Source organism: Spirosoma liriopis (assembly GCF_023196085.1).
GTDB lineage: Bacteria > Bacteroidota > Bacteroidia > Cytophagales > Spirosomataceae > Spirosoma > Spirosoma oryzicola.
In genome coordinates this window covers 20,820-46,106 of record NZ_JALPRF010000009.1, presented here as the reverse complement: position 1 = coordinate 46,106, position 25,287 = coordinate 20,820, and the positions used below count along the sequence as shown (strand labels likewise).

At 48.8% G+C, this 25,287-nt stretch carries 27 protein-coding genes; 14 read left to right on the top strand and 13 right to left on the bottom strand.

The features are described from left to right. The first annotated feature begins 2 nt into the window (after positions 1-2). Complete coding sequence (locus tag M0L20_RS27015; protein ID WP_232563727.1) at positions 3-383, top strand: helix-turn-helix domain-containing protein; 381 nt, start codon at positions 3-5, stop codon at positions 381-383. 12 nt (positions 384-395) lie between these two features. On the opposite strand, the gene M0L20_RS27010 is transcribed toward M0L20_RS27015, so the two are convergent. Next, complete coding sequence (locus tag M0L20_RS27010; RefSeq protein ID WP_232563726.1) at positions 396-1,169, bottom strand: M23 family metallopeptidase; 774 nt, start codon at positions 1,167-1,169, stop codon at positions 396-398. A gap of 131 nt (positions 1,170-1,300) precedes the next feature. Between M0L20_RS27010 and M0L20_RS27005 the strand changes: the two genes are divergently transcribed. From M0L20_RS27005 to M0L20_RS26965, 9 genes are all read left to right on the top strand, one after another. Continuing rightward, the gene (locus M0L20_RS27005) at positions 1,301-3,280 is read left to right on the top strand and encodes a DUF3945 domain-containing protein (protein WP_248480320.1); all 1,980 of its coding nucleotides are present in this window, start codon (positions 1,301-1,303) and stop codon (positions 3,278-3,280) included. A gap of 17 nt (positions 3,281-3,297) precedes the next feature. Continuing rightward, positions 3,298-4,755 carry a DUF3945 domain-containing protein gene (locus M0L20_RS27000; RefSeq protein ID WP_248480319.1) on the top strand — a complete coding sequence of 486 codons (1,458 nt, stop codon included), beginning with the start codon at positions 3,298-3,300 and terminating at the stop codon, positions 4,753-4,755. A 39-nt stretch (positions 4,756-4,794) separates the two neighbouring features. Further along, the gene (locus tag M0L20_RS26995) at positions 4,795-6,162 is read left to right on the top strand and encodes a toprim domain-containing protein (protein ID WP_248480318.1); all 1,368 of its coding nucleotides are present in this window, start codon (positions 4,795-4,797) and stop codon (positions 6,160-6,162) included. A gap of 49 nt (positions 6,163-6,211) precedes the next feature. Next, positions 6,212-6,415 carry a hypothetical protein gene (locus M0L20_RS26990; protein WP_248480317.1) on the top strand — a complete coding sequence of 68 codons (204 nt, stop codon included), beginning with the start codon at positions 6,212-6,214 and terminating at the stop codon, positions 6,413-6,415. Positions 6,416-6,562: 147 nt separating this feature from the next. Further along, entirely contained in the window at positions 6,563-7,231 is a 669-nt protein-coding gene (locus M0L20_RS26985) for a hypothetical protein (RefSeq protein ID WP_248480315.1), read from the top strand. Positions 7,232-7,318: 87 nt separating this feature from the next. Further along, positions 7,319-7,708: a hypothetical protein gene (locus M0L20_RS26980; RefSeq protein WP_232563720.1), complete on the top strand. Its 390-nt coding sequence runs from the start codon at positions 7,319-7,321 to the stop codon at positions 7,706-7,708. Positions 7,709-7,763: 55 nt separating this feature from the next. After that, entirely contained in the window at positions 7,764-8,177 is a 414-nt protein-coding gene (locus tag M0L20_RS26975) for a hypothetical protein (RefSeq protein WP_248480313.1), read from the top strand. Between the two features lie 105 nt (positions 8,178-8,282). Next, the gene (locus M0L20_RS26970; protein WP_248480311.1) at positions 8,283-8,648 is read left to right on the top strand and encodes a hypothetical protein; all 366 of its coding nucleotides are present in this window, start codon (positions 8,283-8,285) and stop codon (positions 8,646-8,648) included. 518 nt (positions 8,649-9,166) lie between these two features. After that, a complete protein-coding gene (locus tag M0L20_RS26965) occupies positions 9,167-9,841 on the top strand; it encodes a hypothetical protein (protein WP_232563717.1) in 675 nt (224 codons plus the stop codon). 237 nt (positions 9,842-10,078) lie between these two features. On the opposite strand, the gene M0L20_RS26960 is transcribed toward M0L20_RS26965, so the two are convergent. From M0L20_RS26960 to M0L20_RS26945, 4 genes are all read right to left on the bottom strand, one after another. Further along, positions 10,079-10,801, bottom strand: coding sequence for a LytR/AlgR family response regulator transcription factor (locus M0L20_RS26960; protein WP_232563716.1), 723 nt, complete (start codon positions 10,799-10,801; stop codon positions 10,079-10,081). Then, the gene (locus tag M0L20_RS26955; RefSeq protein WP_232563715.1) at positions 10,798-12,219 is read right to left on the bottom strand and encodes a sensor histidine kinase; all 1,422 of its coding nucleotides are present in this window, start codon (positions 12,217-12,219) and stop codon (positions 10,798-10,800) included. The genes M0L20_RS26960 and M0L20_RS26955 overlap by 4 nt, the downstream gene beginning before the upstream one ends. 65 nt (positions 12,220-12,284) lie before the next feature. After that, a complete protein-coding gene (locus tag M0L20_RS26950) occupies positions 12,285-13,319 on the bottom strand; it encodes a GNAT family N-acetyltransferase (protein ID WP_232563714.1) in 1,035 nt (344 codons plus the stop codon). 914 nt (positions 13,320-14,233) lie between these two features. Continuing rightward, complete coding sequence (locus tag M0L20_RS26945; protein ID WP_232563706.1) at positions 14,234-14,548, bottom strand: hypothetical protein; 315 nt, start codon at positions 14,546-14,548, stop codon at positions 14,234-14,236. A 657-nt stretch (positions 14,549-15,205) separates the two neighbouring features. Between M0L20_RS26945 and M0L20_RS26940 the strand changes: the two genes are divergently transcribed. Beyond that, complete coding sequence (locus M0L20_RS26940) at positions 15,206-15,427, top strand: hypothetical protein (protein ID WP_232563705.1); 222 nt, start codon at positions 15,206-15,208, stop codon at positions 15,425-15,427. A 241-nt stretch (positions 15,428-15,668) separates the two neighbouring features. Here the strand turns inward: M0L20_RS26940 and M0L20_RS26935 are convergent, their stop codons facing one another. Continuing rightward, complete coding sequence (locus M0L20_RS26935; protein ID WP_232563704.1) at positions 15,669-16,580, bottom strand: alpha/beta fold hydrolase; 912 nt, start codon at positions 16,578-16,580, stop codon at positions 15,669-15,671. Between the two features lie 147 nt (positions 16,581-16,727). Here M0L20_RS26935 and M0L20_RS26930 point away from each other — a divergent pair, with 147 nt between their 5' ends. The 3 genes from M0L20_RS26930 (at position 16,728) to M0L20_RS26920 (ending at position 18,760) form a co-directional block, all read left to right on the top strand. Next, complete coding sequence (locus tag M0L20_RS26930; protein WP_232563703.1) at positions 16,728-16,994, top strand: MDR/zinc-dependent alcohol dehydrogenase-like family protein; 267 nt, start codon at positions 16,728-16,730, stop codon at positions 16,992-16,994. A gap of 287 nt (positions 16,995-17,281) precedes the next feature. Further along, positions 17,282-17,905 (top strand): Crp/Fnr family transcriptional regulator, encoded by a 624-nt coding sequence (locus M0L20_RS26925; RefSeq protein ID WP_232563708.1) that lies wholly within the window; start codon positions 17,282-17,284, stop codon positions 17,903-17,905. 69 nt (positions 17,906-17,974) lie between these two features. Then, positions 17,975-18,760: a sterol desaturase family protein gene (locus M0L20_RS26920; RefSeq protein ID WP_248480309.1), complete on the top strand. Its 786-nt coding sequence runs from the start codon at positions 17,975-17,977 to the stop codon at positions 18,758-18,760. A gap of 386 nt (positions 18,761-19,146) precedes the next feature. Here the strand turns inward: M0L20_RS26920 and M0L20_RS26915 are convergent, their stop codons facing one another. The 7 genes from M0L20_RS26915 to M0L20_RS26885 form a co-directional block, all read right to left on the bottom strand. Next, complete coding sequence (locus tag M0L20_RS26915) at positions 19,147-20,055, bottom strand: NmrA family NAD(P)-binding protein (protein ID WP_232563700.1); 909 nt, start codon at positions 20,053-20,055, stop codon at positions 19,147-19,149. Positions 20,056-20,202: 147 nt separating this feature from the next. Beyond that, positions 20,203-20,961, bottom strand: a complete 759-nt coding sequence (locus M0L20_RS26910; RefSeq protein ID WP_248480307.1) for an NADPH-dependent F420 reductase — start codon at positions 20,959-20,961, stop codon at positions 20,203-20,205. A gap of 123 nt (positions 20,962-21,084) precedes the next feature. Further along, complete coding sequence (locus tag M0L20_RS26905) at positions 21,085-21,531, bottom strand: organic hydroperoxide resistance protein (RefSeq protein ID WP_232563698.1); 447 nt, start codon at positions 21,529-21,531, stop codon at positions 21,085-21,087. Positions 21,532-21,575: 44 nt separating this feature from the next. Then, positions 21,576-22,685 (bottom strand): alkene reductase, encoded by a 1,110-nt coding sequence (locus M0L20_RS26900; protein ID WP_232563697.1) that lies wholly within the window; start codon positions 22,683-22,685, stop codon positions 21,576-21,578. Between the two features lie 101 nt (positions 22,686-22,786). Further along, positions 22,787-23,593, bottom strand: a complete 807-nt coding sequence (locus tag M0L20_RS26895) for an NADPH-dependent F420 reductase (protein WP_232563696.1) — start codon at positions 23,591-23,593, stop codon at positions 22,787-22,789. Continuing rightward, on the bottom strand, positions 23,571-24,875 hold the full coding sequence (locus M0L20_RS26890) for an NtaA/DmoA family FMN-dependent monooxygenase (RefSeq protein WP_248480305.1): 1,305 nt from the start codon (positions 24,873-24,875) through the stop codon (positions 23,571-23,573). Before M0L20_RS26890 ends, M0L20_RS26895 begins: the two co-directional genes overlap by 23 nt. Before the next feature lie 110 nt (positions 24,876-24,985). Further along, positions 24,986-25,282, bottom strand: a complete 297-nt coding sequence (locus M0L20_RS26885; protein ID WP_232563694.1) for an ArsR/SmtB family transcription factor — start codon at positions 25,280-25,282, stop codon at positions 24,986-24,988. Positions 25,283-25,287 lie beyond the last annotated feature (5 nt).

Here is a 25,287-nt window from a genome sequence, read left to right as displayed (position 1 = left end):
TAATGGAGCAATTAGAAAAGGAAAATGAAGCCTATGCAGCACTTATAGCCCGGCGTATGGCTAAAGTACGTGAATTCCTGAAGATGAGTCAGCAGGAGCTAGCCGATGAGTTTGGTACCACACAGAATCTGACCTATCGTCTGGAGAACGGGCTGAAAGTCTCGCGTGAAATGTTCACGCTTATTGCTCTCTACTACGTAAAACGCCACAAGGTGAGTCACGAGTGGCTGTTCAATCCCGAACAGGAGGATGAGCCGAACGTACCTATGTTCACTAATGAAGTAGTCAAGCGGCAGCGTATTAATGATCAGCGCGAAGCCCAACGACTTGCCCTGCTCCATCAGTTTATGGAAGAAATAAATAAGGTCGAGCAAAAGCCATGAAAAATTGGTTGCTCAATCTCGTTTAATCGTTCCTTTGGTACTCTTTGGAATGAAACCTTGCCCGTCCGACCGATGCTGTTGTATTTGGGTTAGTTCGGCGCGGGCCAGCTTGATCCATAAAAAACAATACCGTTCGGGGTCAACAGGCTTGCCCTGAAATAGTATTGCATAGTGTAAGTGCGGTCCTGTAGAGCGACCCGTACTACCTACCTGTCCAACTAACGCACCTCGTTGGACGACATCCCGCTCACGGACCGCATGAGTGGAAAGATGTCCATAGATGGACTCATAACCCGTTGGGTGCTCAACACAAACGGCTAGTCCCAATCCATCCATTTCCCGCTTTACCCATTTTACAACGCCAAAGGCGGTTGCATAAACGGGTGTGCCGCTTGGTTGAGCTATATCGAGTCCGTTGTGATGGCTAGTATTCCCGCCAATTGGATGAGTCCGCCAGCCAAACTTACTCGTAACGCGGTATTCCCGCCAGGATACTAATCGTAGGGGGGGTATAGCTGGTATAAACTGTAACTGGTGGGTAGGATTTCCAACGGAATGTTTAACCGCATTAAACCCCTTAAAAATACTATCTGTGAAACAGGCCAGCAGTGAGTCTATATCCGGATTGATTAGCAGCCTTTCGGGAGAACCTTCATGTTGAAAGTTTATTGTTGATTCGAAGCAGCTAACTCGAAAGCTGGCCCGGCCCTGCCGGGTTGTTGATGTATCCAGGGGTAAAGCAGGAGCAGCGAAAAGGACCTGTGCGTGAACGGAATTTATAGACATTAGTAAAAGCGCGGTGGTTGCCGCCATGATCTTTACTTTCATATTTAATATATATAATAAATTATTTATAATAAAATTATATGAAAAATATATAAAAACATTAATTTTGCCTGAAGCAACACATAATATATATGGAGCCGATGCCTATTACCGAAAGCACGGTAGAGCCTAAACACATTGAGCGCACACGCCTGGAAGCAGCGCAACTACAGGAATTTGAGCGATTAGAAACGCAACAATACCAACTGGTGCTACCCGCACAGTATGAACAGTTGAGGGGATACTTGGTTAACGATGGCTTGCTTTCGGACGAGGAGATCACCCGATGCCTGTATGACGAGACGCTAAAAAAAGCGGACCTGGCTAAACGCGTTGAAGAACGTACCCAAACAGCACCTGAAACCGACCGTGCTAAACTCACTGATTACCTGTGGGAGATCCATGAAACGGCAAAGGGTTTGCCTCTTTCGTTCATTGATCCAAAAGAGACGTACCGCATTGATGTAGTCAATACGCCCGGGCGTATAGCTGAAACCCAATCTCGTAATGAACAAGTAGGGGAGTTGGGTACGCCATTAATGCGTACTCAGGTAAGTCCTGTGACATTACACCTAGACATTAATGGTGGGTTTCTAGCCAACTTCCTGCACAATGCTCAGCTTAACCATGAGCAGATGAGCCGATTTATTACCGATCTGGAACGTCAACATAAAGAACTGAAAGGCCAGCTCCAGAGCAATGACCGTCTTCAGCCAATCCAGGAAGTAGGTTCTGAAAAAGTTAAGCCTGTCGAGACTCCATCATTTCAGTTACTCCAGGAATCTGGCCCCTCTTTAACCGCCTGGCAACGTCTGCGGCAGTCCATAAGTGACTGGATTGCGCCAGCAAAAGCGACGTCTGACAATCGGGAACCGTATGACATAGTACGCCAACTGGACTCTTCCACAAAACCGTCTCAGGTAGGGGAACGGTTGGGAACTGTCAACCAGGCAGATGCACAAGTTCCCCAATCTACAATCGCCCAGACTTTCCAAGGTCATATCAGTTCATTTGCTGAGGCACCAGCTATAACCGAGAGGCATCTGTCTGCTGAGAGCCAATCGGTCAATACGGCGATGGAACGTAAGCCCGCGACCGATGGAGCGACCACAACTGCCGGTATATCGCTTCAATCGACTACTCAATCAATCGTAAATAATCAAACTCAAGTTATATCCATGAACGAGACAAACACACCGGGCGTAGATGTTCCCGTAATGAGTCGGCCAACTCGCTACCAGTGGGCGGAAGTTGCCACTCAATTCGAAAAGGTTGGGGTGACCCGACAGGATTTAGAAAAAGCTGGCCACCTTGATGATTTGCTCAATGGTAGAAAGACCGGGTTGATGAAGCTGACGCAGGCGGATGAGGAAGGTAAACCCTTTCAAATATCCGGGAAACTGTACATCGTCAATACGCCAGATAATGGGCCAATTGTCGGTATACAGCCCGAGCGTAAGCAATTGCTGCTACCGAAAGAATTTCTCGGCTATGAGTTGACAGCCCGTGACAAGCAAAATCTAGAAAAAAACGGGGAGATGGGAAAGCGGGTAGACCTGACCGATAAAATGACTGGCAAGCCGTTCGTTGGATACATTGGAGTTGATAAAGACACCAAAAGCCTGACGGTCCTCCGAGCCGAGCGCCTACACATCCCGCAGACGATCAAAGGGATAACACTGACTAAACCTCAGCAAAAAAACTTAGAGCAGGGAAGGGCCATCAAGCTGGAAGGAATGACTAGTAATAATGATCAAACCTTCAACGCTTATGTGCAGGTTTCGGCGGCCAAACGCTCGCTCACATTCGCGAAAATTCCAGATAACTTGGTCAAACAGACGGTCGATCAGAAGACAGCCCAAGACCTAACCAAACCCGTACACCAACTCAAAGGAGATGGGGCTGGTGGGAAGAAAACGATTCAGCCAAAGGAAGAACTAAAGCAGGCAGCCGCGCAACGGATCGAAGCACCCAAGCCAGCCAAACAGAAAAAACAGGACGCGCCGAAGCCACTAGGGGAGGAGGCTAAACCCAAGAAAGTGAAAAAGCAGAAAAGTCCAAAAATAGGGTAAACTAACAATATAGTTGTATGCATGTAGGACCGAAAGTCACAGCGCAAGCGAGGGCTTCAATGGCACAGCAGGTGCTTGATCTGGTAGGGAAGGCCATTCTTAATGAGATTCGCCAATTACTAATCGGCGACAACCCTGTGGAGGAGCCGATCCGGTATGTATCTGAAATTGATTCAACTAGTCAACCACCTTCAATCGAATTGAGATTTGAGAATACATCTCACATCCAGGATCTGTATCAGCGTTTACCAATTGATCCGCAGATCAATGTGTATTGTGCTTTATCCGCGTCAATTCGCTACACGATAAATCAGTACAAACCTTCTGACATACGAAAGGAACGGGAGGTAGAGGTATACATTTTTAATGACCAATCGGCCGTCGAATTGATTGAGGAGAAGTACCGTCGAGACGAACCGCTTTTTTTCCCTGTGCTCAGGGCCATAAGCTGGAAACAGCCTTTGCTCTTAGTTGGTGATCCCGATTGTCCTACAGAAATGAATCTTTACCGGTTGGGTTATCGGGAAGCGATACGCACCATTGAAACCATACTTTATAGTCACTATGACCCGAGCATGCCACTCATTGGTTACGGGTATGCTAATCGTCAATTTCATATGACGGTTTTCAACCAGGGGGAGTCACCTAAGGTTGTGTCTATCGCCGGTACTTTACCGGGTACAGGTCAGTTTGTCAATCTGCGTCAGGCAAGGCTTGTTTCGGGTGGGTCACCTGTAACTGAAAAGCCTGTAGTAAACGATCAACTTCAACCAGTGGTAGTAGAAACTCGATACCCTGATTCACTACTCGAAGAGGCAAACCGTCAGTTTGCGGTCGAGCTAACCGAGGAGAACGCAAAGCGATTGCTCAATGGCCAAAAAACGGATGTCGTCACAACGAGTGATGGCAATACTGGTAAGCTGTATGTGTTAAATACACCAGACGACGGCCCACAACTTGTACTTCAGGACGTTCAGCAGAAGTTGACTCTCAAAGAAAGTTACCTGGGGCATATCTTCTCTGAAAAGGATAAAGCTAATCTTCATAAGTACGGCGACATGGGCCGGGTAGCTGAACTGATCGACAAGCAGAGTGGCCAAAAGTTCACCGGCTTCATTGGCGTTGACAAAGACACGAAGACACTTACGGTACTTCGTGCAGATGTAATTCGACCGAAAATTGAGCGGATGTCCCACTTGAAAGGAGTAACGCTTAATGGTTTGCAAAAACAGCGGCTGATTCAGGGAAAGGCCATTCGGCTCGATAACATGACCAGTAAAGCCGGCACAGCTTTTTCGGCTTATGTGCGCGTATCAGCGGCAAGCCGAGGCCTACGTTTCGACCACATCCCAAACGGTACGTCCGAGAACAACGGTTCGGCTACCGCATCTGACAGCATAGGCAACCACGATACAAATCAGGGCAAAACGGCCACCGCTCCTCGGACAAAGCGGGCACCTAAAGCAAATCCCTAAGCAACTTCTCTCAACGTTATCACCAACTAACATACACGTATGCTGACTACAAAGCCGCAGTTATCCGACTACAAGCAGAAGATTGACCTGGTGCAGTTTCTGGAGACAGAAGGTTTCACGAAGGACCGGCGAAAATCGACCCGGCGCTGGCCAGTGCTTGAAAACGCTGAAGGTCGAAAGCTCATCATCGGCAACAATCAAAAAACAAACGAATACTTTTATTATAACCCAGAGGACCGCCGTGATCGGGGGACGATTGTTGATTATGTAATTGATAAACTACACATCGACACGGCAACACGGGAGGGCTGGCAGCAGCTTCACGAGTTTATTGGCCGGTACACGGGTGATTTATCACACCTTGCTAATAGCCGTTCCACTGGTACGGTTGAAAGTCAGCCGCCCGCTGAAGCGACCCGAAGTAAGGCCATATCTCATTACTTCAGGCTTGATCCGTTAACGAACACGGATTATCTCATGGAAAAGCGAGGATTAACGATCGATACAATTGGCCACCGGGCGTTTATTGGCAAAATTTTCAACAAGACGTTTGTTAGTAAGAAGACAGGGGAAACGGTTATCAACACAGTATTCCCAATGGAGAGTGAACAGGGCATCACGGCCATTTTACTGAAAAACGACAGTCCAACGGGTTTAGTTAATGGACATACTTGGGGCGAACGCCTGGAGAGTATCTGGGTGTCGAATCTGCCCAAAGGCCATCAACCCAAAGAAATGCTGATTTGTGAGAGTCCGATTGACGCCTTGTCCTATCACCAGCTTCACCCACCGGAGGAACCTTACGACCGGGTCTATGTGTCTACTGGTGGGCAACCTTCTTCACTTCAGCCCCTTACCGTACAACGGTTAATTGACCGGGTGAAGCCGGAGCAAGTTATTCTCGGACACGATAATGATAACAGCGGTATTCGCTTCAATATTGGCTGGTCAGGTCGACTCCAACTTCCCGGCCAATCCATTGAGCAGGCGAATCACCAGTTGAGCATCAATCACAACAAACACAGTAACATTTTATCAATTGACGTATATGGGTTACCGGTTGAAGAAGCAGAACGTAAGTTGCACCTTGAATCATTACAAGAAAAAGTGTTGACAACCTTAAACAAAGGGTACACACCGGACATGAATCGAGCGACGGCGGATGCTATTATGCATCAGGGAAACCATAGCTTACTGACTATTCATTTGCCCAACCACCGCCCTATGCTGACCCGAATTGAAAAACTGTCCATCAAATGGCGGGGTCTAACCGACAAACTGGTTGTCAAACGTCCCTTTGCAAAGGATTGGAACGAAGAGCTTCAAACGCAAAAAGCAAATGTCGAGCGGCCTCAACCCACTTTGAGGAACACACCTTCTAAAGCTACGCCACAAAAATTAATGTAGTTACGTGAGAACCAGCCAAACACAATGTCAATGCTAGAATAAATGAAACATGGATGCTGAGCAACAAATGGACATACAGATTAAATACGTTGAGCACGAACAGTGTGAGCGATTAGTAAATGACCTCATTAAGCGCATCAACGTTTCTTCGGAAGAAGTGAGCCTATCTAAGCTTGACAAACTGACCGTTAGCTATGGCCTGAAGCTTTTACGGTCAGAGCTGGCAAAGAATGTTGATTTATCGCATGAATAATCCTCAAACGAACGGTGAACGAAGGGGAGCGGAGGGTTTATGTATATTGCTGTTTAACAGGTAGATAGCTTTGTCTTATGCCTATTTAACTGTATCTTTATAATGTTCCTATTGCGCGGCACCGACGTGTTACTTCGGGCAAAGACAATGCAAGCGTTAGCGAATCTCTCTGTTGTCGGGTCGCCGGTCGGTCCCTTTCAGATTGTAGATACTGAAACGGGTGAAGTTGTAGACAAGTACCTGTACATTCCAGGTAACCCCAAACAGTACCGTTTCGATGCCAAAGAGGGCAAGTTCTCCATTCATTATGATGAGAACAATATTGAAAAGTTGGGTTCATCGCTGTCGTTTCAGCCCATCGCCTGGCGTATCTTTTCGGATGACATTTTGGGTCAGGGGCTGAAAATATGGGCTGAATTATTCTTCATTGACGAGGCCGATTGCGTTTCGGAAATTTTGTTTCACGGTTACAGTGTGGCTAACCTGAAGCGACTTATAACCCCCTTGGTCTATAACCGTATCAAACTCAATGAAGTGGTACTGACGGTGAATGCGGATAAGCGGGAGAATAACAAAATACAGCCCAAAGGCATATACTACATAGCGTCATTTACCTACAAACCCGCTGATAAAGATATTACCCTGGAAATGACCAATTACGTGCAGACAATCAACCTGTACCGTCGTGAGACGCTCACCGAGACGGGGAAAACGCAGGTAGCTAAAAACGTATTCAACCCGTTTGTGGATATGCTTCCCGAACCCGAGCCAGGAGAGTTTCAGGAAGGGGTAAATGAACAGACTATATTGGCCTAATGCGATTTGAGCTGGACAACTGTGTCCAGCTCCTCTTTACTCTGTATTTTTTTGTGCGGCTCCGTCATGTTATTGCGGGCGCTACTAATGGCAACGAAACCTGTTCCCTCTCCTCAGCAATCTGTACCGGTATTTCTGATCGACGCTACAAATAAGCAGGTACGTTCGGTTTTACATGATGGCTCATTGGAGCAGTTGTATGAGTGGATTGATTGTGACACCATAGATTATATGGCCCGCCAACCTGATGGCGACGGAGTTTTCTGCAATGACCTTCTCCCTGATGATCCTTACCTAGTAGCGTTCAGGCTGCGTTCTACTGGGCAGATTATTTACGGTAATGGCGTATGGACGGGTAGTAATGGGGAGGGTGATACAGTAACTCCCGAAGCAACTCTCGTGGAGGTAACTGGCGAAATTGAGTTTCTAGGCCCAATAGCCTATAAGCCTGCGCCAATTTATGTGTTTTCATGGTAAATGAACACGGCCGTCTTTGCAAGAAGACGGCCGCAATTTTAACTCCTTATCAACGATGACTGAGCTGTTGAAAATTGACCCTTATCTAGAAAAGGTATATCCCGTTGACATAAACGATTCACTGGTCGATGTTTGCCGACAAATTGGGGCTCGTCGGCTTACCATTGCCGGACAACAACCAATCAGTATAGACGATTGTCCTGATGCTGCCTATTGCGATGATGAAGCGCTTTACACGGAACCACTACCACCTGCCTTTCGCCTACGGACGACTGGCCACATTATATATGGGTGTGCCCTCTGGCATCGGGTAACGCAGGAGGGGAGGCTGCAGGCACCGGCCTGGACCCAATCGGAATTAACTGACCAGGTGGAATTTATAGGATTTACTTCTCTTGCATCTGCGCAGACTAATCGGTCTATGCTTGATGATGAAAGCTTGCCTTTAGAGGAACCTGATGAGGACTAACCGACAGGTACAGATTTTGGCTTATGTAATATGTATTTTATATTTTGGTGTTAAGTTTAATGTGAAATACATATTTTTGAAAATTAATTAGTCGTTATCCTCAATATGAAAAACATGAAATCAGACGAAAAAACAGTCCAGGCTAACCAAGTTGGTGATATAGTTCGGACAACTGAATCATTCGGCCCTAATCCCGCAGGCAGTATAGGTATTGTTTACGAAACATATCCTGATAACGGGGTGCCTGCGTCTGAAATAGTCAGCATCTTATTGATAAACGGGCATGACATTGGCAGCTTCAATCAAGCAGAGCAGACAGAAAGTCTAACGTGGTTGGCTCATGTGGACATTGCATATGCTTACAGTAGCCCAAGTCGACTCATGAAAGATTTTCGGGACGGCTATTTTAATCAGGCTTTTGCTAAAGCACGAGCCGTTGCCGATCAGGTTGGTGTGAGAAGCTTGGCTTAAACATGAAATGGTGGTTAGTGTACTGCAACCAGTTGAATAAACCCGATGAAGATTATTCTAGCAGAGTTCATTAGTCGTCCTTACTTCTTAATCAATTATCAGCTTGCTGACTTGTATGGCCGGATCATAAAAAGAACTTATTTGCTTGCCTCCAATTATGTTATTGGCGGATTGGTGATCGCATTTTTGCTGCTCATCGGATTACTGCAAATGTGTCAGGAATAAACCGCCGATTGTTTAACTGTCCAGCTCCGGGTCGGATGGCCGATGCCATGTTACACCGGGCACGTAGAATGATTACTAAGTTGCTGGACAAATTAAGTTCGCATGAAACCAACTGCCTGTTTTCTATTTTGGCTTCCCATTTTGACCATGATCGGATACCGATGATTGGTACATCCAAGGGCGGATAAAACAGAAAACGACTATCCCTACTCCGTTCATACGCCCGTTATCCGTCGGTCTCTTTCACCAAATGGCGTATATTTGGCAAGGCCGCTTTAGGCCGAGCCTATATTATGCCTGGCTGGAATCACCGATTTATGGAGCAGGAGACTTCTTTAAACAACTTACAGACTAACCAATCTGCCAATGCCTTTGCGGTGGTAGAGGACTACCGAATTTTGGTGGATAGCGCACAGGCTGTTGTTCATTTTTATGAAGGAAGAGGAGAGTGGGGAAGATTAGTCAGAAGCGTACCGATTGAAAAATGGTCGGGAGACTGGTTAATCAGAACCATCGGTCGATTCTTTCGGCTTAATTACCAATTAACCGACGATAAGGTTATTGCATCCATACAGAGGAATGGGTATCTGACCGTACAGATAAAGCACCGCATCGGAGGAGCCATTCTGTATCAACGTGCGTTAAAAAACGAATTTTGGGATTATTGTGTAAGCTTCCGGGGAGAGCTGGGATTTGGGGTGACGGTTCATGCAGCCATAACTGATTTGCGCGGAAAGCTGGCCGCTCGGACAAACGTCGAACAAGTTGAAATAACGCTCAAACTTGGCTCATCCAGTCGATTTACTCAGCAGCAGTTGGATGCTTTTTGTGAGGCTAATGGTCTGATGCTAGGTAGTCGTTACACACGTCAACATCTTCGTCAAGCTATTCTGCGTCAGCGAAAAATGAACTGTGAACAGTTCCGCACCCAACTCGCTTACTTCGACATTCGTATCAACTGTAAATAGCCATGGAATGAATCGTAAAACCCCAAATAGGCCATTTTCGGCTGATTATACGTATACCGTTGAAGGAAACATGAAACATCATTGCAATCATTAATCTCGATCTTGGTAACAGGAGCGTCACGAACGACATTGATTATGTATTAGCAGAAATTAGTGCTGAGGTAGGTGATCTGTCGGGTTACAGTGTCATTTACTGGGATAGTATGGGACGGTGTTCGAATTGTCAATGATTATGTTCTACTTTTTCATCACCTTATTTTCAATAAATGTAATAAACTCTTTTCGGTATGTATCTCCAATCGGTATCTCCTGAAGCTTCCCCTGCCTAAGAATGCAAATCGAATACTTATTAATCACCTCTGCCTTATTGACAGGAATGATATAGGATTTGTGAATGCGAAAGAATTGATGTTGCGGTAGACGCATCCCAATATCACTAATAGTTAAGGCGGAATGAAAGCGGTTTGTTTCCGTATAGAACCAGATACCATTCCGCTCACTTTCAACCCAGCATAAATCGCTAAAATCAACCCGTTGTAAATTGCCATCTACCCGGACAAATGTGTAGTTGTCTGGAGCTGGAGAATCGTCTCGTTTAATTCCTTCTAGTAGCTGTTTTGCTCGCTGAACAGCTATTGAAAACCGCTCAAATGAAAATGGTTTTTCAAGGAAGTCAATGGCTTTATGTTCATAACTTGGTGACGCATACTTTGGGTGTGCCGTAGTAAATATGTAATTCTGAGAATCGCCTAGAATTCGAACGAAGTCCAGCCCGTCAAGTGATAAGTTGGGCATCTCCATATCTACAAAAACAAGGTCAACCTTTTCCCGCTCAAGGTACACAATAGCATCACTCGGATTTGTAAAACAAGCTTTTAGGTGCAAGGTGGGTACTTTTTCAATGAACTTCCGGAGCTGATTCACGCAAATTTCTTCGTCATCGAGTATTATACAGGTCATAGCCGTTGATTAAGTAAAAGTAGGTTACAGGAAAAGGTATCATCCGTCTCATTAATATCGAATGAGTATTGCTCATAAGCACGCTCGAGCCGTTGCCGGGTGTTGGTGAGACCAATATGGTTGCTCTCAAACCGCTGCTTTTTATTTTTCAGATTTGAGGTAAAGAACTCAATTCGATCATCGGTGGCCTTGATGTCAACCACAAATGGATAGTTAGGGTCAGTCATATTGCCGTGTTTAAACGCATTTTCTACCAGGCCAATGAGCAAAAAAGGAAGTATGTTCTTTGACTCTACATCACCGGTCACGTTAAATCGTATTTGCAGAGGATACCGTACCTGGTGCAGACTAATGAACTGTTGCATGTAGTTTATTTCCTCGGATAGTCTGGCCGTATTAAAGTCTTCGCGCATGCTGTAGCGCATAATTCCAGACAGTTTAATGATTGAGTCAGCTAGTTCAGGGTCCACCTCCTGAGATCTGATATAAAAATAATTTAGCGTGTTGTACAGGAAGTGCGGATTGACTTGCGCCTTAAGTGCTTTCAATTCAGTAGTCAATGTTTCCTGCTGTTGCAATAGACGCCGTTCTTCGGCTACTTTAGTGGCCTCAATGGCATCCTTTATATCTTCGGTTACTTCTGGTATAATTTTAAACAAATCAAGCGCAACACCGGCGAAATAGTAGGCAGTGGCCGTAGCGACGACGATGAAAATCAACCATGTATTAAAGTATCGCGAAGCTTGTGGCGGATTAAGGTGGTTAGCCTTCAGGATGGCCTGACGGTCCAGCGCCCAAGCTTTTCGTTGAGTTAATGCTGTTTGATAACGAACGGATTCATCGGGTGTCAGGTAGTTATAACGATAGGAGTAGCCCTCTAACTTCCCAAACGTTACCCATACCAATAGCCCGATCACAACAGCTGCCCAGGTGAACATCGCCGGTCGTCCTAATATCATGGCCGCTAACACAATGAGTGAGTGAGCAAGGGCAAAATCGGTCAACAACGAATCATTGGATGGATTACCAATGCCAAGCATATTGGCTACACTCATGAACATGACGGATACCACACTGATCCAGCGTAGAGCATTTTCGGTGCGTTTGCTGTGTTTCAGCGTTGATAGATTCAAGGGTCTACCAAAAAAAGTAAGTTGATTTTCAGCCAACGTGAAGAAAGCATAAATCCCCGAAATAAGGTTAGCTAACCAAACAAGCCCGTATATGAACCAAAGCCGATTGTCAGGTACGTAAGTGCCGGTGGCCAGCTTTTCGCTCGCTAAAAAGAGGGGTGTTAAAATCAGGTACGTAATATTAATGACGTACAATAATCGACGTTGAACGTTAGAAAAAGGCCGTGTCAGCTGCTGGCGGGATCGTTCGAGTAACTGTTTTAATTGCGTTTCGGCTTGGTTCATTGGAAACCGGACTACCTATCTTAGAACTTGTTGGATAAAGGAGATGCAGTAGGATATAGCGTCATTTAGGAATAGTCAAAGCAGGATACATAGGCCGGTTCCTTACCTAATTGAATATGGGAAGGTCGGTCAAGATCTTTTACCATGAGGTGCGTCGTAACACCCGGCTGAAACTGGCTAAAGCGACCCATCTTTGGACTATTTAATAAATTGATTAAAGGGTCCTTCTCGTCAATCTGCCACATGGCGGTATAAACATCAAAGTGAGCCAGTACACTTTCCAGCAAAACAGGTAGCAGCTGTGTCTGGCCTTCCGCAATATAAACGCCTTCAAGCGCGACAAACGACTGTCTTGCTGGATTGAAGAAACGACGCAAGCCAGGTAAAAAGGGAGCTACATAGTGAATGAATGAGCCGAACTTCCCTGGGATGTGGACTAACTTCCAGATGATTAGATTGGCCTGAACCCCTACGAGTAGATGACCATCTTCTTCAAGGGCAAAGTAGTTGTTTTTATAATTGATGTTCAAGAAGTTCTGAAAGCCATAGTCGGTATACTGACGTTGAACTAGCTGCAAGTTTCGACTTGAGTCGGTTAATGAGGCCTGGATAAAGCGGGTATCTTTATGGGGCGAAAAGCGTCTGAACATAAAGGTTTTCAGCCTGGCTATCGATGTAAAGTTTTCCTTGATCGACGCGGCCATGGAGCGGGTGTTCCTAGATTCGATGTAGGAATAGAACAGGTGGGGAGTCGACACATGCTGATTAACGTAGTTGACAGCCGTTGTTTTCAATAGTTGGCCGTACCCGCGTCCCTGCACGTTTTGATGAACGGCCAGGTAGCGGCCGTAGTAGCCCGAGATGGAAGCGTCAGGAAAACCAACGGCCCGTTGATCCAGACAATATAATCCAATCAACGTTTGATGTTGGTAAAGGTGAAAAAAGAAGGGATTATTTAGCCGGTTTAGTTTAGCCTCCTGACCCGTTTGCTGATAACGAATACCTTCGGTACCATAAGTTGTTTGCTGGAGCAACGCTATTGCCTGCTCATCGGCATGGGCCGAGACGAGTAGTGTTAAGTCGGCGTTGCGATAAAGCATTGTTGGTTCAGAAGGTGCAAAATAGGTTGACGTCACAATGAATGAAAGATGATTTACTATTAAATATAGTCAAATAGTAGAGTAATGGTTTCACATGGCCGACGATCTTAGATGCCATCTAAATGATCAATTAGGGTTTGTCCTGTAGAATATACTGTTCGTCCTGAATTTAAGCCGAGTTGGCACGATTGCCGATTGATAAATTTATTTGTCTGTAAAATTGCTGTTCGTTTGTAGCCATGTGCTGGCAGGAAAACTTGAAAATGGAGCTACAATCGTAGTGCGAACTATGTTAATTTCTGAATCGACTTATTTATTTACTATAGCCTCTTTACACCAACTATCCCGTGATCTGGCTACGCCTAATTATGTACCTACAGCTACTCAAAGACTAATTCTTGAGCAGGCACTCCGACTCCTTGATCAGGAGCTAGGCTTTCATGCTGCTGAGCATCCTGAGTTTATTTTAACTTTTGATAAGGGGTTGGACTTCTCGGGTTAGCCTAACGACAGTATTGTTTTTAAGGGGGAAACTGTTTTGATCACATTTAAAAAAGGTCTCTTGGTAGCTACCATCGCGCTGGCGACCGCTGGCAGTTCTTACAAATAATTATGGAACTCTGTTACGATCAATGCTGCTTTAAAAATCAAGCCAAAAATTTCCGTAACATAGGGTAGCTCGTTACTAAATGATTTCGCAGAAAGAGATGCTACTTCAACGGCGGATGATTCAGACTGCGGTCATTTGAGAGTAAATCAGTCTCAAAAACTCAGCTAAAATGTGAGATTTTGAATTTGATTCTTGAGATAACAATTTGAGACTGGACATAGCTAGAACTGACCCCATTGGTAGAAGTTCAGCGACGGTCGCTTAAAACGGGCGTTTCGTGAAATAGAGACGTGAAACCCAATCATTAATTATGCGTCGTAAACTCCACCAATTTTCGTTTAAGAGCGCTTTCCTCCTTAAGATGGCATTCTCGAATAAGGTCCCGCTTCTGGCTATGCTGTTGTTTTAATTCACCAACTTCTTTTGATTGCTGAGTGATTAAGAGACTACGTTGATGGGTATCCGTGATTTTATCAAAGGCTAACTGATCACGCTCGATTTTGTGTTTACACTGTAATTGGTAGAAAGCTTCCGTTTCGGCAGTGGTCGTGTCGTTCCACTCTTTGAGGTGTTTATTCGACAGGAGCTGCTGTTGAGTTGAGTATCCTTTGCCAGCCATAGCTTAAAATAGTTAAATATTTCCAACGATTCTAACTAATTTAAACCTGTTTAGTATACCACTACGACAGCCGAAATGAGGTAATGGTCTCATAAAGATTAAGTTATATGGTTATAAATTGCAAAGGAACATAGGCTATGAACTAAACCGGGGTGACGACGGTCAGCCGCTGTGGCCACTTCACAGGTATCAAAAAATAATCGTCCTATATAACGCTTACTCAACTGGACGCTGACCTATACTTATCGTTATTACTTGATTCATACCATCTTCTGCCAAAACTGTTCATGGAAAGACCGCTTTTCCTAAATGACTGCCAGGAAAAATACAAAGCTTGAAAAAGACAGGACAGGCTATGCTGACCCCTATTTTAGCGGTAAAATACTATTTATAAGCCCGATTTAGATTGCCTTTAGGATCATCGTTTGTAACTCTGTTTACCAGCTAACGAAACTCTGTTAAAGACCTCATGCACTGTATTGCCTTTGGAGCGTTTAATTGAGATCTTGAAGTAGACGATCAGGTGCTAATAAGTGAGGAATAACGGGTTAAAAAGATGCAACTACGATATCATTGCAAACTAATAAGTCCAGCGGATAGTAGTAAATAGCGGTCAGCTTGTATCTTGGCCAGTACATTGACCAAATTCGTATTACTATGAAGTTATATGTAGTGGAAGCCGCCGAGACCCTGGAATTGCTCGAGTCGCAAGTGGTTGATCGATTGTCCAGTGGCTACGAGCTAGTCGGAGGTGTCTGCTTTAATTCGATGGATCTCGTTTATATTCAGGCTATGTACTTGCCCAAACTCGATAAGCAAGTTGATGCGTTGATAAAAGAAGAGAATGGCTATAATGAACGGGGCTTATTGGATATTTAGGTATTCAAATTAGTTTTTCTGGCTTTTAGACGATCTCGAATAGGAGCCTTTTCGTGGACGAGATCGCCTAAACTATAAATTGTAATTATTAGAGAAGTAACTAATAATTTGTACTTCAGAATTGAATACCCAAAACTAGTACATTTAGACTATGACTTTAGCTAGTTTATCACCACTAACCTAGAGAAACAGCCCCTAAATCGTAGTAGACATCGTAGATGCCTTCCGGATCAATGTGACCTTATCGTTTCAAGCCAAACGTGAGAAATAGTCCTACCAACAGCACCGCAACACCTACACCAATAAAGACGTTTTCGGTAACTTCAGACTCCTTTGTTTCCGTAGAAACTGGGGTTTGAGGCTCGTAGCGACCCTCCGTAACGGCCAGAATCAGCGCCACGGTTTCAGCCGGCACATCTAGTTGCGGAACATGTCCACAATTCGAAAACCAATGAAGCTGCGCGTCAGGAAACAACGCCAGGGCCCGTTTCGCCTGACTGGGCGGACAAATCCGGTCCTGGCGACCCCAGCCAATGACCAAGTTGGGGATAGAGCCAAGGGGCGCTCCCTGCTGCGGGGGGCCATGGGCCAGACTATCCAGAAGTTTAGTAAAGCTGGGGGTGGGCAAAAACTCCCGAAATTCATTCAGGGCCACTGGAGCCGGGATCGTCCAGGGATGAGCCGAAAATTGCGCGAACAACAGTGTTCGGCTCACCGGATTGCTTACCAGGGGTGGTAAAATCGGTTGAATGAGGCTGGATAATTGAGCTGATAGCCGAACCGAATGATAGAAATAGGCCACCTGCCAGCCTTGCCAGAAACCACCCGGATCCAAGGATACGACCGAACCGACAACCTGGCCCCGCCGGGCTAATTCGAGCACCAATCGGCCCCCCATAGAGTTGCCGACAGCATCAATGCCCAGGAGCTGGTGCTGGCTTAAAAAATCGGTCACCACATCAGCCAGCGTAGAAATAGATACTTCGCCTAGTAGGGCCGGTGATTGACCGAAACCGGGTAAGTCCACGGCAATCACATCCCGCTGAGTAGCCAACTCATCGATAACCAGATCCCAGGCCTTCAGAGAGCTACCTAGGCCATGGAGTAATAACAGTGGTTTACCGGCACCCCGCCGGATATAGTTCAGGGACATACGTAATGGTCAGTCAATCTTAAGTTTGCGCCAATCAACGTACTATGAACCGCAACCGGTGTATATAGTTTAAAGCTGACGGACGGGTTACTACAAACTTAAAGGGCGGCACACGTATTGGTCGACAACGGTCAATTGACGGAGGCCGTGCGGTCTATTTATCCGGAAGGCGTCGATAAAGTGGTGGAATTGGTTGGCAGCTCTACCTTACAGGCCTCGCTACGTTGTCTCAAACTCGGCAGTACCGGGTCTATGAGTGGGATGCTGGCCGAAAGCTGGTCGAGTCCTCAGTTTGTACCAATGGACTTTATTCCGGCTATGGGGCGGCTGACCACTTACAATAGCGGTCAGGTTACGAATCCGGCGATGGCGTTTCAACACTACATCCGGCAAGTTGAAGCGGGTCAAATCTGATTAGGGGCAGCGGAACATTTACCTTAGAGCAGATCGTGGTAGCGCATCACTTTATGGGAAGTGACCAGGGCGCGGGTAAACTGGTTGTACCGTCCTAACCCGGTTTATCACCCTAGTCACTAGATCGGTAGTCTAATCTCACATAAACGCTCCCAAGTGAGATGAGTACCGGGCGGTTGTTGCAGATCTAAGTCAGTGCCCTAGACTATACCCGTGGATAGAGCGAACGGGCCCGGTGCTGATACTTATATTTGCTTCATCTCTTCAATCGATCGGCATTCGTGTACATGGAAAACCCAACACCACCCCTAGCTTTTGATCCCCACTCCGAACGAATACTGTTTTACTTGCAGCGCTTTAAAAACCTGACGTATGAGGAGTTAGCCACTCTGTTACAGCTAGCCAAACCCCGGCACCTGGCGGCTTCAGAGGTGTATATGCAGCAAAACAGTACCCATCGCAAAATCGCGCTTATCTTAAAGGGATTGATCCGCGTGTATACGGTCAAGCAGAACGGGGATGAAATCACAACCGAGTTAAACTGGGAAGATCAGCTTGTGGCTTCCCAAGATGCCATTTTCCTCGATAAACCATCCCGGTTTACCTATCAGGCCATGGAGGATACCGACTTACTGGAGATTGAATATGATGCCCTTCAAGCCCTGCTGGAAAGCACGCCTAAGTTAGAAAGCACACGCAAGTACTTTTTGATGACTATGCTCGCTCAATCAATGGATCGGATCGAATCGTTCGTATTGCTTTCACCCGAAGAGCGCTATCGCCAACTGGTTGAGCAAAAACCCAATATTATCAATCGGGTCCCCAATAAATATATTGCCACCTTTCTGGGCATCACGCCCGTGTCATTAAGTCGGCTAAGAAGACGAATGGCTAGCCGGCATGAGCGGTAATTATCTTAAGTTAACGAGCCGGGTAGGCCAGAGGCAGTAGATTTATAGCCTCATTAGAACCCGTCTGTCATGGAGCATTCATTGAAAATCATAGGGGGTACATTTACCCTGTTAACCCTGCGATATTTCGTTTTAGCCGGCATCCCATTTCTTATTTTCTATTTAGTCTTTACCCCCTACTTTGCCAAGTCGAAAATTCAGCCTAAAAATGCCATCAATAAGGACTTTATTCGTGAAATCCTGCATTCCCTGCAATCCACAGCCGTCTTCGCCCTGGTTTCGTATTTAGTCCTGCGTACCCCCTTCAGGAGCTACACGCTGGTCTACGATCATTTAGCCGACTATCCAGGCTGGTGGGTGGTGACGAGTCTGGTGCTCAGTTTAGTTATTCACGATACATATTTTTATTGGCTGCACCGGTTGTTACACCACAAACAGCTCTTTCGGTTGACCCATCTGTTGCATCACCGATCAACTAATCCGTCGCCCTGGACTTCCTATTCATTTAGCTTTCTTGAATCCTTGGCGGAAGGAGCGGTCCTGGTGGTCATTGCTTGCCTGATACCCATGCATGCTCTAACAATCGTGTTGTTTGCGGTCGTTGGATTTGTGATCAACGTGTATGGTCACCTAGGCTATGAGATAGCTCCACGCTGGTTTCGGCATTCATTCCTTTTTGACATTCTCAACACGTCGGTACACCACAATCTGCATCACAGTAAATTCAAGGGTAACTATGGTTTGTATTTTCGTTTTTGGGATCGGCTATTGAAGACGGAGTACCCGGATTATGTGGACGAGTATGATCGAATACAGGCAAAGCGATTTGATACGGCAAAAAGCGCTTCTATTTAGGTCCGTTAAGCAAATTTTCTACCCAATTCCCGAATGGGAAATAATTGAGTTATAAGTAAACTTCTTAACGACTGTCGATTTGGTATCAACTCAATCGTTTCGTGCTGGCAAATCATTAGGTCAGTGGTGTAAAGGAGGCATAGTACCATCGTAGTACGTATGCGACTAACTAGAGTTTACAGTTATTAAAAAAAATCGTCTCCTTAAACGCTCCCCCGTGAGACGAATAAGCTTTAATGGGTCAGCATCATAAATTGGGCGTTATAAGAGACGATATACTAACAGTTACTCTACGATTAATAGTGGGCGCCCCCAAAAGAATAACTTGTCCTGATATAGGTCACTAATTTTCGCTTAAAATGGATAACTTATATCAGGACAAAATACTACGATTTTTTGGTGGCGGACTCCACTATGGCAGCCTTATGCTCCTCCAAAAATTCCCGAAGTGTTTTAGCCGGTCTTCCCAGCACGTACGGAATATCGTTCTGCACCATCGACATATACGACATTCTGCCATCGAGCATCTGCGTCACAAACTCAATGTTGGCGTTCGCGTACCAGCTCTCCCCGCCGTTGGCCACCACCTGCTCAATTACCCCTTTAAAGCCTTCGAGCCCTTTGTTTTCATACGTGATGTCGAGGCCGGTAACATCGCTCAACAGCTCCGCAATTTCCTGTCCGTTAAAGCTTTCTACGCTCAACCAATAATGTTGACCACCGTGACGCTGAGGCCCTTCGACAAGCGCTTTGGTGGCCATTGCCGCAATGTCGCTAGAGGCAATGTAGCCGATGCGACGGTCGTCCCAATAGCCGGTGTAGGTGAAGTTTTTGGGGATGTACAGGCCCGTAAATACTTCCATAAACATATTCGGGTGGAGGTGAGTCCAGGCAATGCCACTGGCCTCGATGTATTTTTCGATCATCTGGTGCCACGCAAAGTGCGCATCGGTCGTATCCCACTCCGCAAACACGCCTACGTGCACAATATGCTGGACGCCTGCTTTCTTGGCCGCATCTACCAGTGTTTTGCTCTGGGTGAGCATGGCCACCGTGTAGCCGGTTAGCAGAAACACCCGGTCCACCCCGGCCAGCGCCAGGGCGAAGGTTCTAGGGTCGTCCAGGTCCAGGTAGGTGCAGTCTTTGCCTTCGCGGGTAAGCTGGTCTACTACCACCTGTTTGCGCGAGGTGATGCGCACGTTAACCGCTTGACCTTCCAGGTCTTTAATAACTCGACGGCCGATAGTGCCGCTGGCGCCCAAGACTAAGACGGTTGGGTTTTGGTTATTTCCCATGTGAGGTTACTATGAATTTATAACATGTCAGGTCACTATGAATTTATAATAGGTCGGTGGGGCCGTGCGCGGCTACTAAGGCGCTAGGGCCGAGTCGGCCACTGTTTGCTTGGTTTGCGCTCCCGTCATGGCGGCCGGCTCCTGGCCCTAAACGCCCATGCCCAGCGAGCGGTTCAAGACCAGGAGGTCATCGCGCGTGGGGGGCATGTTGCGCTGCGTGAGCTGGGCCATAATCTGATCGCGCACCTGTGGGCCCTTGCCCGGCACGGCGGCGGCCAGCGCCTGGGTCAGCTCCGGGGCCGTGAGCTCGGTGCAGTAGGCCGGCGTACCGGGCTGCTGCCGCCACGAATCGGCCAATGAGCCCGCGTCTACCACGTCAAAGCCTGTAGCGCTGATGAGCTCGGCCACGCGCTGTTTGGCCTGCGCATCGTCGCCAGCTACCGAAATGGCGATGCGGCCGGACGTGCCGGGGGCAGTGCTGCCCGCAACCAGCGTCTGGGACAGAATATTGTTGTAAGCTTTGATGATGGGGCGACCCAGCTGCTCGGCCACCCACACGCTTTCGACTTGCCCGTTTTCTAAGGCGTCGATTTTCCCGTCCCGTTGCGGGTAGTAGTTGCTGGTATCCGCCACCACTACCTCCGTGGGCAGGTCGCGCAGCAGGCCAGCGGGCAGCTTTGGAATGACATGCAAGGGGATGCTGACGAACACCAGGTCCACGTCCTGTACTACGTCTTGCAGGGTGGCGGGGCTAGCGCCCAGCTCCTTTGCTTTTTGAGCCAACTCGGCCGGCTGGCGGGTGTTGGTCACTTTCACCTGGTGGCCGGCAGCCATCAGCTTTTGCGCGAGGGTAGCCCCGATTGAACCGGTACCGATAATGCCAATATTCATAAAGAGAATGAGCAAGAGTGAAAAAAATGGGTAACATCAGCTCGCTAAACAGGCGGGCCCAGATGAACTAAGAACCTTACGCCCGGTCTAGGGTCGCTCTCGAGCAGGGCGCAAGGCTCGCTCTGCAAACGTGGCGGCCTAGGCGGCTACTACGGCATCGGTGGTGACGATGAGATTGACGTCGATGTTGCCGCGCGTGGCGCGCGAGTACGGGCACGTCTGGTGAGCCTGGGCCACGATTTCCTGGGCCTGGGCTTGGACTACGTCGGGCAGGTTCACGTGCAGAGCCACGCCAAGCGTTGGCAGATTATCCTCGTTCATGAAGAGTTCTACCCGAGCGTCGACGGAAATGTTGCCCACGCTTACTTTCGCCTGTCGGGCCGTATGAATGACGGCATTGCCGAAACAAGCCGCATAGCCAGCCGCAAACAGTTGCTCGGGATTCGTCGCGCCTTCTCGGGCGCGGCCACCCAGGGCGCGGGGCATGGTCAGCTCCAGGTTGAGTACGTTGTCAGTTGATTCAATACGGCCGTCGCGCCCGCCGATCGATTTGGCCTGCGCCGAGTGCATGATGTTCGTTGCCATTCTATTGGAAATAAGATGTTTTGCGTAAAAGTTGACAATCAGCCTTAATGAGGTACCGGTTCAGCTAAGGCCGGGTAGTCCGTGTAACCTTTAGGGCCGGGCGTGTACAAGGTCTCCTTGTCTGGTTTGGCCAGGGGCGTGTGTTGTGCAAAGCGCGCGACCAGATCGGGGTTAGCGATAAAGGGTTTGCCAAACGCCACCAGGTCAGCCTCCCCATCGGCCAGGATCGTATTGCCTTTCTCCTGGTCAAAGCCGTTGTTAATGATGAGCGTGCCCTGGTAGAGGGGGCGGTAGCGCCGGGCAATGTGGGATTCGGCAAGCGCATTCTGGCTCACGTCGGTGAACGGCTCCAGCAGGTGCAGGTAAGCCAAGCCGTAGTCATTAAGGCGCTGCACGATGTAATCAAACGTGGGCAGGGTTTCAGCGTCAACCGTGATACCGCCCAAGCCGTCGAGCGAGGGGTTGAGTCGCACGCCTACCTTGCTCAGGTCCACGTCCGCTGTCTGCATTGCCTCCAGCACCTCGAAGAGAAACCGGGCCCGGTTTTCCCGCGAACCGCCGTACTCGTCGGCGCGGGTGTTGGCGCATTGCGCAAAAAACTGGTGAAACAGGTAGGCGTTGGCGGCATGCAACTCCACCCCATCGAAGCCGGCGGCCAGCGCGTTTTGCGCGGCCTGCGCGAAGTCGGCCACCGTTTGCTTGATTTGCGCGACCGTCATGGCGGCCGGCGTCACCGTGGGTAGAAAGCCGCTAGGCGTATACACGTTGTCGTGGGCGTTAATGGCCGACGGGGCCAGCGGCAGGTTGCCGTTCAGCATGTCGGGGTGCGACAGCCGACCCACGTGCCAGAGCTGCGCAAAAAACAGATTGCCCTGCGCGTGTACCGCGTCGGTTATTTTTTTCCAGCCCGCCACCTGCGCTTGCGAGTAGATACCCGGCACGTTGATGTAGCCCACGGCCTGGGGGCTCACAAATGCGCCCTCCGAGATGAGCAGGCCCGCCGAGGCCCGCTGTGTGTAGTAGGTCACCATCAGGTCGGTAGGCACGTTGCCTTCGTTGTCGGCGCGGGCGCGGGTCATGGGCGCCAGCACCACGCGGTTTTTCAGGATGAGCTTATCGGAGTGATAAGGGGTCAGCAGCGGTTGCTCGCTCATACGTTTTAATAGGTTGACATGTCAGAATAATAGTCTGATTGTAAAGGCAGTAGCACTGCCCAGCGTGAACACAAAGTAACTACGCGGGGCACTGGGACCACCTACATTTTACCCTGCTGCTTGGCGCGGTTGCCAGCTACCACTTCCTGGCGGGTAGGCCAGGCTTCGCGTTGCATCAGCGCCGAGATAATTTCGTCGCGTATCTGCGGAGCCTTGCCGGGCACGGCGTTGGCCAGGGCCTGGGTTAGCTCCGGGGCCGTGAGCTCGGTGCAGTAGGCCGGGGTGCCGGGCTGCTGCCGCCAGGAGTCGGCCAGGGTGCCCCCGTCTACTACGTCAAAGCCAAGATCGTTGCAGAGGTCGGCCAGGACTTGCTTGGCCTGCTCGTCCTCGCCCGCAATGGAAAGGGCGATGCGGCCGGGCGTGCCGGGGGCGGTACCACCACTGGCAATTGTTTCGGCCAGCAGGTTGTTGAAGGCTTTGATGATGGATCGACCCAATTGCTCGGCCGCCAGTACACTCTCGGGCGTGCCCTGCTCCAGCGCGTCGATCTTCTCGTCCCGGAAGGGGTAGTAGTTGCCGGTGTCTACCACAATTACCTCGGGGGGCAACGACCGGAATAGGTCCTTGGGAAACTCGTCAAGTACCTTGAAGGGCACGGCGATAAAAACCAGGTCCACGTCTCGTACCACGTCTTGCAGGGTGGCAGGGCTAGCGCCCAGCTCCTTTGCTTTTTGAGCCAACTCGGCCGGCTGGCGGGTGTTGGTCACTTTCACCTGGTGGCCGAGAGCAGCCAGGTTTTTGGTGAGAGAGCCACCAACAGGGCCGGTGCCAATGATTCCAATCTTCATAGTCGTTACTTTACTGGTTAATTGATTGTGAAACGTTTCAGTCTTTATCAGGAAAGCCATTCTGGTAGGGCAAGCCTAAATGCTGCCGTAGTGTGGTGCCGCTGTACTCCGTACGCAACAGACCACGCTTTTGCAGAATCGGCACGACCTGCTCCACAAAATCGGTTAGCGATTCCAGACCCGAATCGGGCACTACGCAGAAGCCTTTTCCCACACCAGCCTCAAACCAGAGTTGGAACTTGTCGGCCACCTGCTCAGGCGTGCCTAAAAAAATGGGGTGGTAGTTGATGGGGCCGTGGGCCAACACTTGCCGAATGGTGAAACCCTTCATGGCCAGGTCGTAGGCGTAGGGCGAGCGTTGGTCGCGGGCATTAGGGCGAGCCCGCTGGAGCAAGGCGGCCGGAATGGGCGCGTCCAGGGGCAGCTCGGCTACCGGAATGCCCAACATGTGGCTCAGGTACTGCCGGCGGGAGGCCGGGTCGCCCATCTCGTCGAGTCTGGCCCGGCGTTGAAGCGCTTCCTGTTCCGAGGAAGCAATCGATACCCCGATGCCATTGTAGATGGTAAACTGATTCGGGTTGCGGCCGGCCTGGCGGATGCTGGCTGATAGCTCCCGCCAGAAGGCCTTGGCGTAATCGAGCGTGGGCGGGTTGCTGTACATGGCATCGGCTTTGGTGGCTGCAAACGCATAGCCGTACTGCCCCCCGCCGGCCGTGAATATCACCGGCTGGCCCTGGGGCGAGGGCGGTAGCAGAATCGGGCCTCGCGTGGTAACATACTTGCCTTCGAAGTTGATGGGTTGAATCTGGGCGGCATCGGCAAAAATACCCGCCTTGTCCAGTTTCAGGGCCCCCTCCGGCCAACTGCCCCACAGGCGTAGCACGGCTTCCCACACCTCCAGGGCACGGGCGTGCTTGTGACTATGATCGAGAACACCGGGGAAGTAGTTAAGCAGCACTTCCTGGGTGCCCGTAGTCACCACGTTCCAGCCTACGCGGCCCTTGCTCACCAGATCCAGCGAGCGCATGACCCGGGCAATGGTGTAGGGCTCGCTAAGGGAGGTGGACATGGTGGCTACCAGGCCCAGGCGCTCGGTGGCCTTGGCCATCAGAGCCATCAGCACCACCGGGTCGAGGCTGGCTTGTGGGGGCTGGTTGCGCAGGTCGACGTTGACACTGGGTACATCCGTCATAAATAAACCGTCGAGCTTCGCCTTTTCGGCTAATTGGGCTGCTTTGAGGTAGATGTCCTCGTTGATAAAGGCCCCGGCAGCTTCGGTGGGCCACCGCCACCCACCCTGTTCGATGCCCTGGCCACTGGCCAGCTGTGCAATTAGGTGCATCTGCTTAGGTATAGCCATGGTAGTTACTCATTTATCTGGTTGTAGACGTTGTTTGCGCGATGGGGTGCAACGACACGTTTTCATAAACCATTACGTACGTATGTTTCATACTAGTTACTGATTCGGGGTAGTTGGCTGACGTTGAGCAAGTGTGGAAACTCATTCAGTTCTTGTAGCTTGACTGGATTAATGGATAGGTATATATGGCGGCCTTCTCTTTGGGAATCAACAAAGCCCGCATCCACCAGCGCTTTCACATGCTGCGACATAGTAGGCTGGCTGATGGGCACAAACGCGTATAAATCGGCGCATGCCAACCACTGCACCCGAGCCATTTCCTGTAGAATACGCAGGCGGTGCGGGTCACTGAGGGACTTGGCCAGTTTGACGAGTGACTGGGTTTCCATTGTCG

Bases quoted from the DNA above. Each gene is read 5' to 3' on its own strand.
- M0L20_RS27015 (WP_232563727.1), top strand. From the start codon at position 3: ATGGAGCAATTAGAAAAGGAAAATGAAGCCTATGCAGCACTTATAGCC.
- M0L20_RS27010 (WP_232563726.1), bottom strand. From the start codon at position 1,169: ATGTCTATAAATTCCGTTCACGCACAGGTCCTTTTCGCTGCTCCTGCT.
- M0L20_RS27005 (WP_248480320.1), top strand. From the start codon at position 1,301: ATGGAGCCGATGCCTATTACCGAAAGCACGGTAGAGCCTAAACACATT.
- M0L20_RS27000 (WP_248480319.1), top strand. From the start codon at position 3,298: ATGCATGTAGGACCGAAAGTCACAGCGCAAGCGAGGGCTTCAATGGCA.
- M0L20_RS26995 (WP_248480318.1), top strand. From the start codon at position 4,795: ATGCTGACTACAAAGCCGCAGTTATCCGACTACAAGCAGAAGATTGAC.
- M0L20_RS26990 (WP_248480317.1), top strand. From the start codon at position 6,212: ATGGATGCTGAGCAACAAATGGACATACAGATTAAATACGTTGAGCAC.
- M0L20_RS26985 (WP_248480315.1), top strand. From the start codon at position 6,563: ATGCAAGCGTTAGCGAATCTCTCTGTTGTCGGGTCGCCGGTCGGTCCC.
- M0L20_RS26980 (WP_232563720.1), top strand. From the start codon at position 7,319: ATGGCAACGAAACCTGTTCCCTCTCCTCAGCAATCTGTACCGGTATTT.
- M0L20_RS26975 (WP_248480313.1), top strand. From the start codon at position 7,764: ATGACTGAGCTGTTGAAAATTGACCCTTATCTAGAAAAGGTATATCCC.
- M0L20_RS26970 (WP_248480311.1), top strand. From the start codon at position 8,283: ATGAAAAACATGAAATCAGACGAAAAAACAGTCCAGGCTAACCAAGTT.
- M0L20_RS26965 (WP_232563717.1), top strand. From the start codon at position 9,167: ATGCCTGGCTGGAATCACCGATTTATGGAGCAGGAGACTTCTTTAAAC.
- M0L20_RS26960 (WP_232563716.1), bottom strand. From the start codon at position 10,801: ATGACCTGTATAATACTCGATGACGAAGAAATTTGCGTGAATCAGCTC.
- M0L20_RS26955 (WP_232563715.1), bottom strand. From the start codon at position 12,219: ATGAACCAAGCCGAAACGCAATTAAAACAGTTACTCGAACGATCCCGC.
- M0L20_RS26950 (WP_232563714.1), bottom strand. From the start codon at position 13,319: ATGCTTTATCGCAACGCCGACTTAACACTACTCGTCTCGGCCCATGCC.
- M0L20_RS26945 (WP_232563706.1), bottom strand. From the start codon at position 14,548: ATGGCTGGCAAAGGATACTCAACTCAACAGCAGCTCCTGTCGAATAAA.
- M0L20_RS26940 (WP_232563705.1), top strand. From the start codon at position 15,206: ATGAAGTTATATGTAGTGGAAGCCGCCGAGACCCTGGAATTGCTCGAG.
- M0L20_RS26935 (WP_232563704.1), bottom strand. From the start codon at position 16,580: ATGTCCCTGAACTATATCCGGCGGGGTGCCGGTAAACCACTGTTATTA.
- M0L20_RS26925 (WP_232563708.1), top strand. From the start codon at position 17,282: ATGGAAAACCCAACACCACCCCTAGCTTTTGATCCCCACTCCGAACGA.
- M0L20_RS26920 (WP_248480309.1), top strand. From the start codon at position 17,975: ATGGAGCATTCATTGAAAATCATAGGGGGTACATTTACCCTGTTAACC.
- M0L20_RS26915 (WP_232563700.1), bottom strand. From the start codon at position 20,055: ATGGGAAATAACCAAAACCCAACCGTCTTAGTCTTGGGCGCCAGCGGC.
- M0L20_RS26905 (WP_232563698.1), bottom strand. From the start codon at position 21,531: ATGGCAACGAACATCATGCACTCGGCGCAGGCCAAATCGATCGGCGGG.
- M0L20_RS26900 (WP_232563697.1), bottom strand. From the start codon at position 22,685: ATGAGCGAGCAACCGCTGCTGACCCCTTATCACTCCGATAAGCTCATC.
- M0L20_RS26895 (WP_232563696.1), bottom strand. From the start codon at position 23,593: ATGGCTTTCCTGATAAAGACTGAAACGTTTCACAATCAATTAACCAGT.
- M0L20_RS26890 (WP_248480305.1), bottom strand. From the start codon at position 24,875: ATGCACCTAATTGCACAGCTGGCCAGTGGCCAGGGCATCGAACAGGGT.
- M0L20_RS26885 (WP_232563694.1), bottom strand. From the start codon at position 25,282: ATGGAAACCCAGTCACTCGTCAAACTGGCCAAGTCCCTCAGTGACCCG.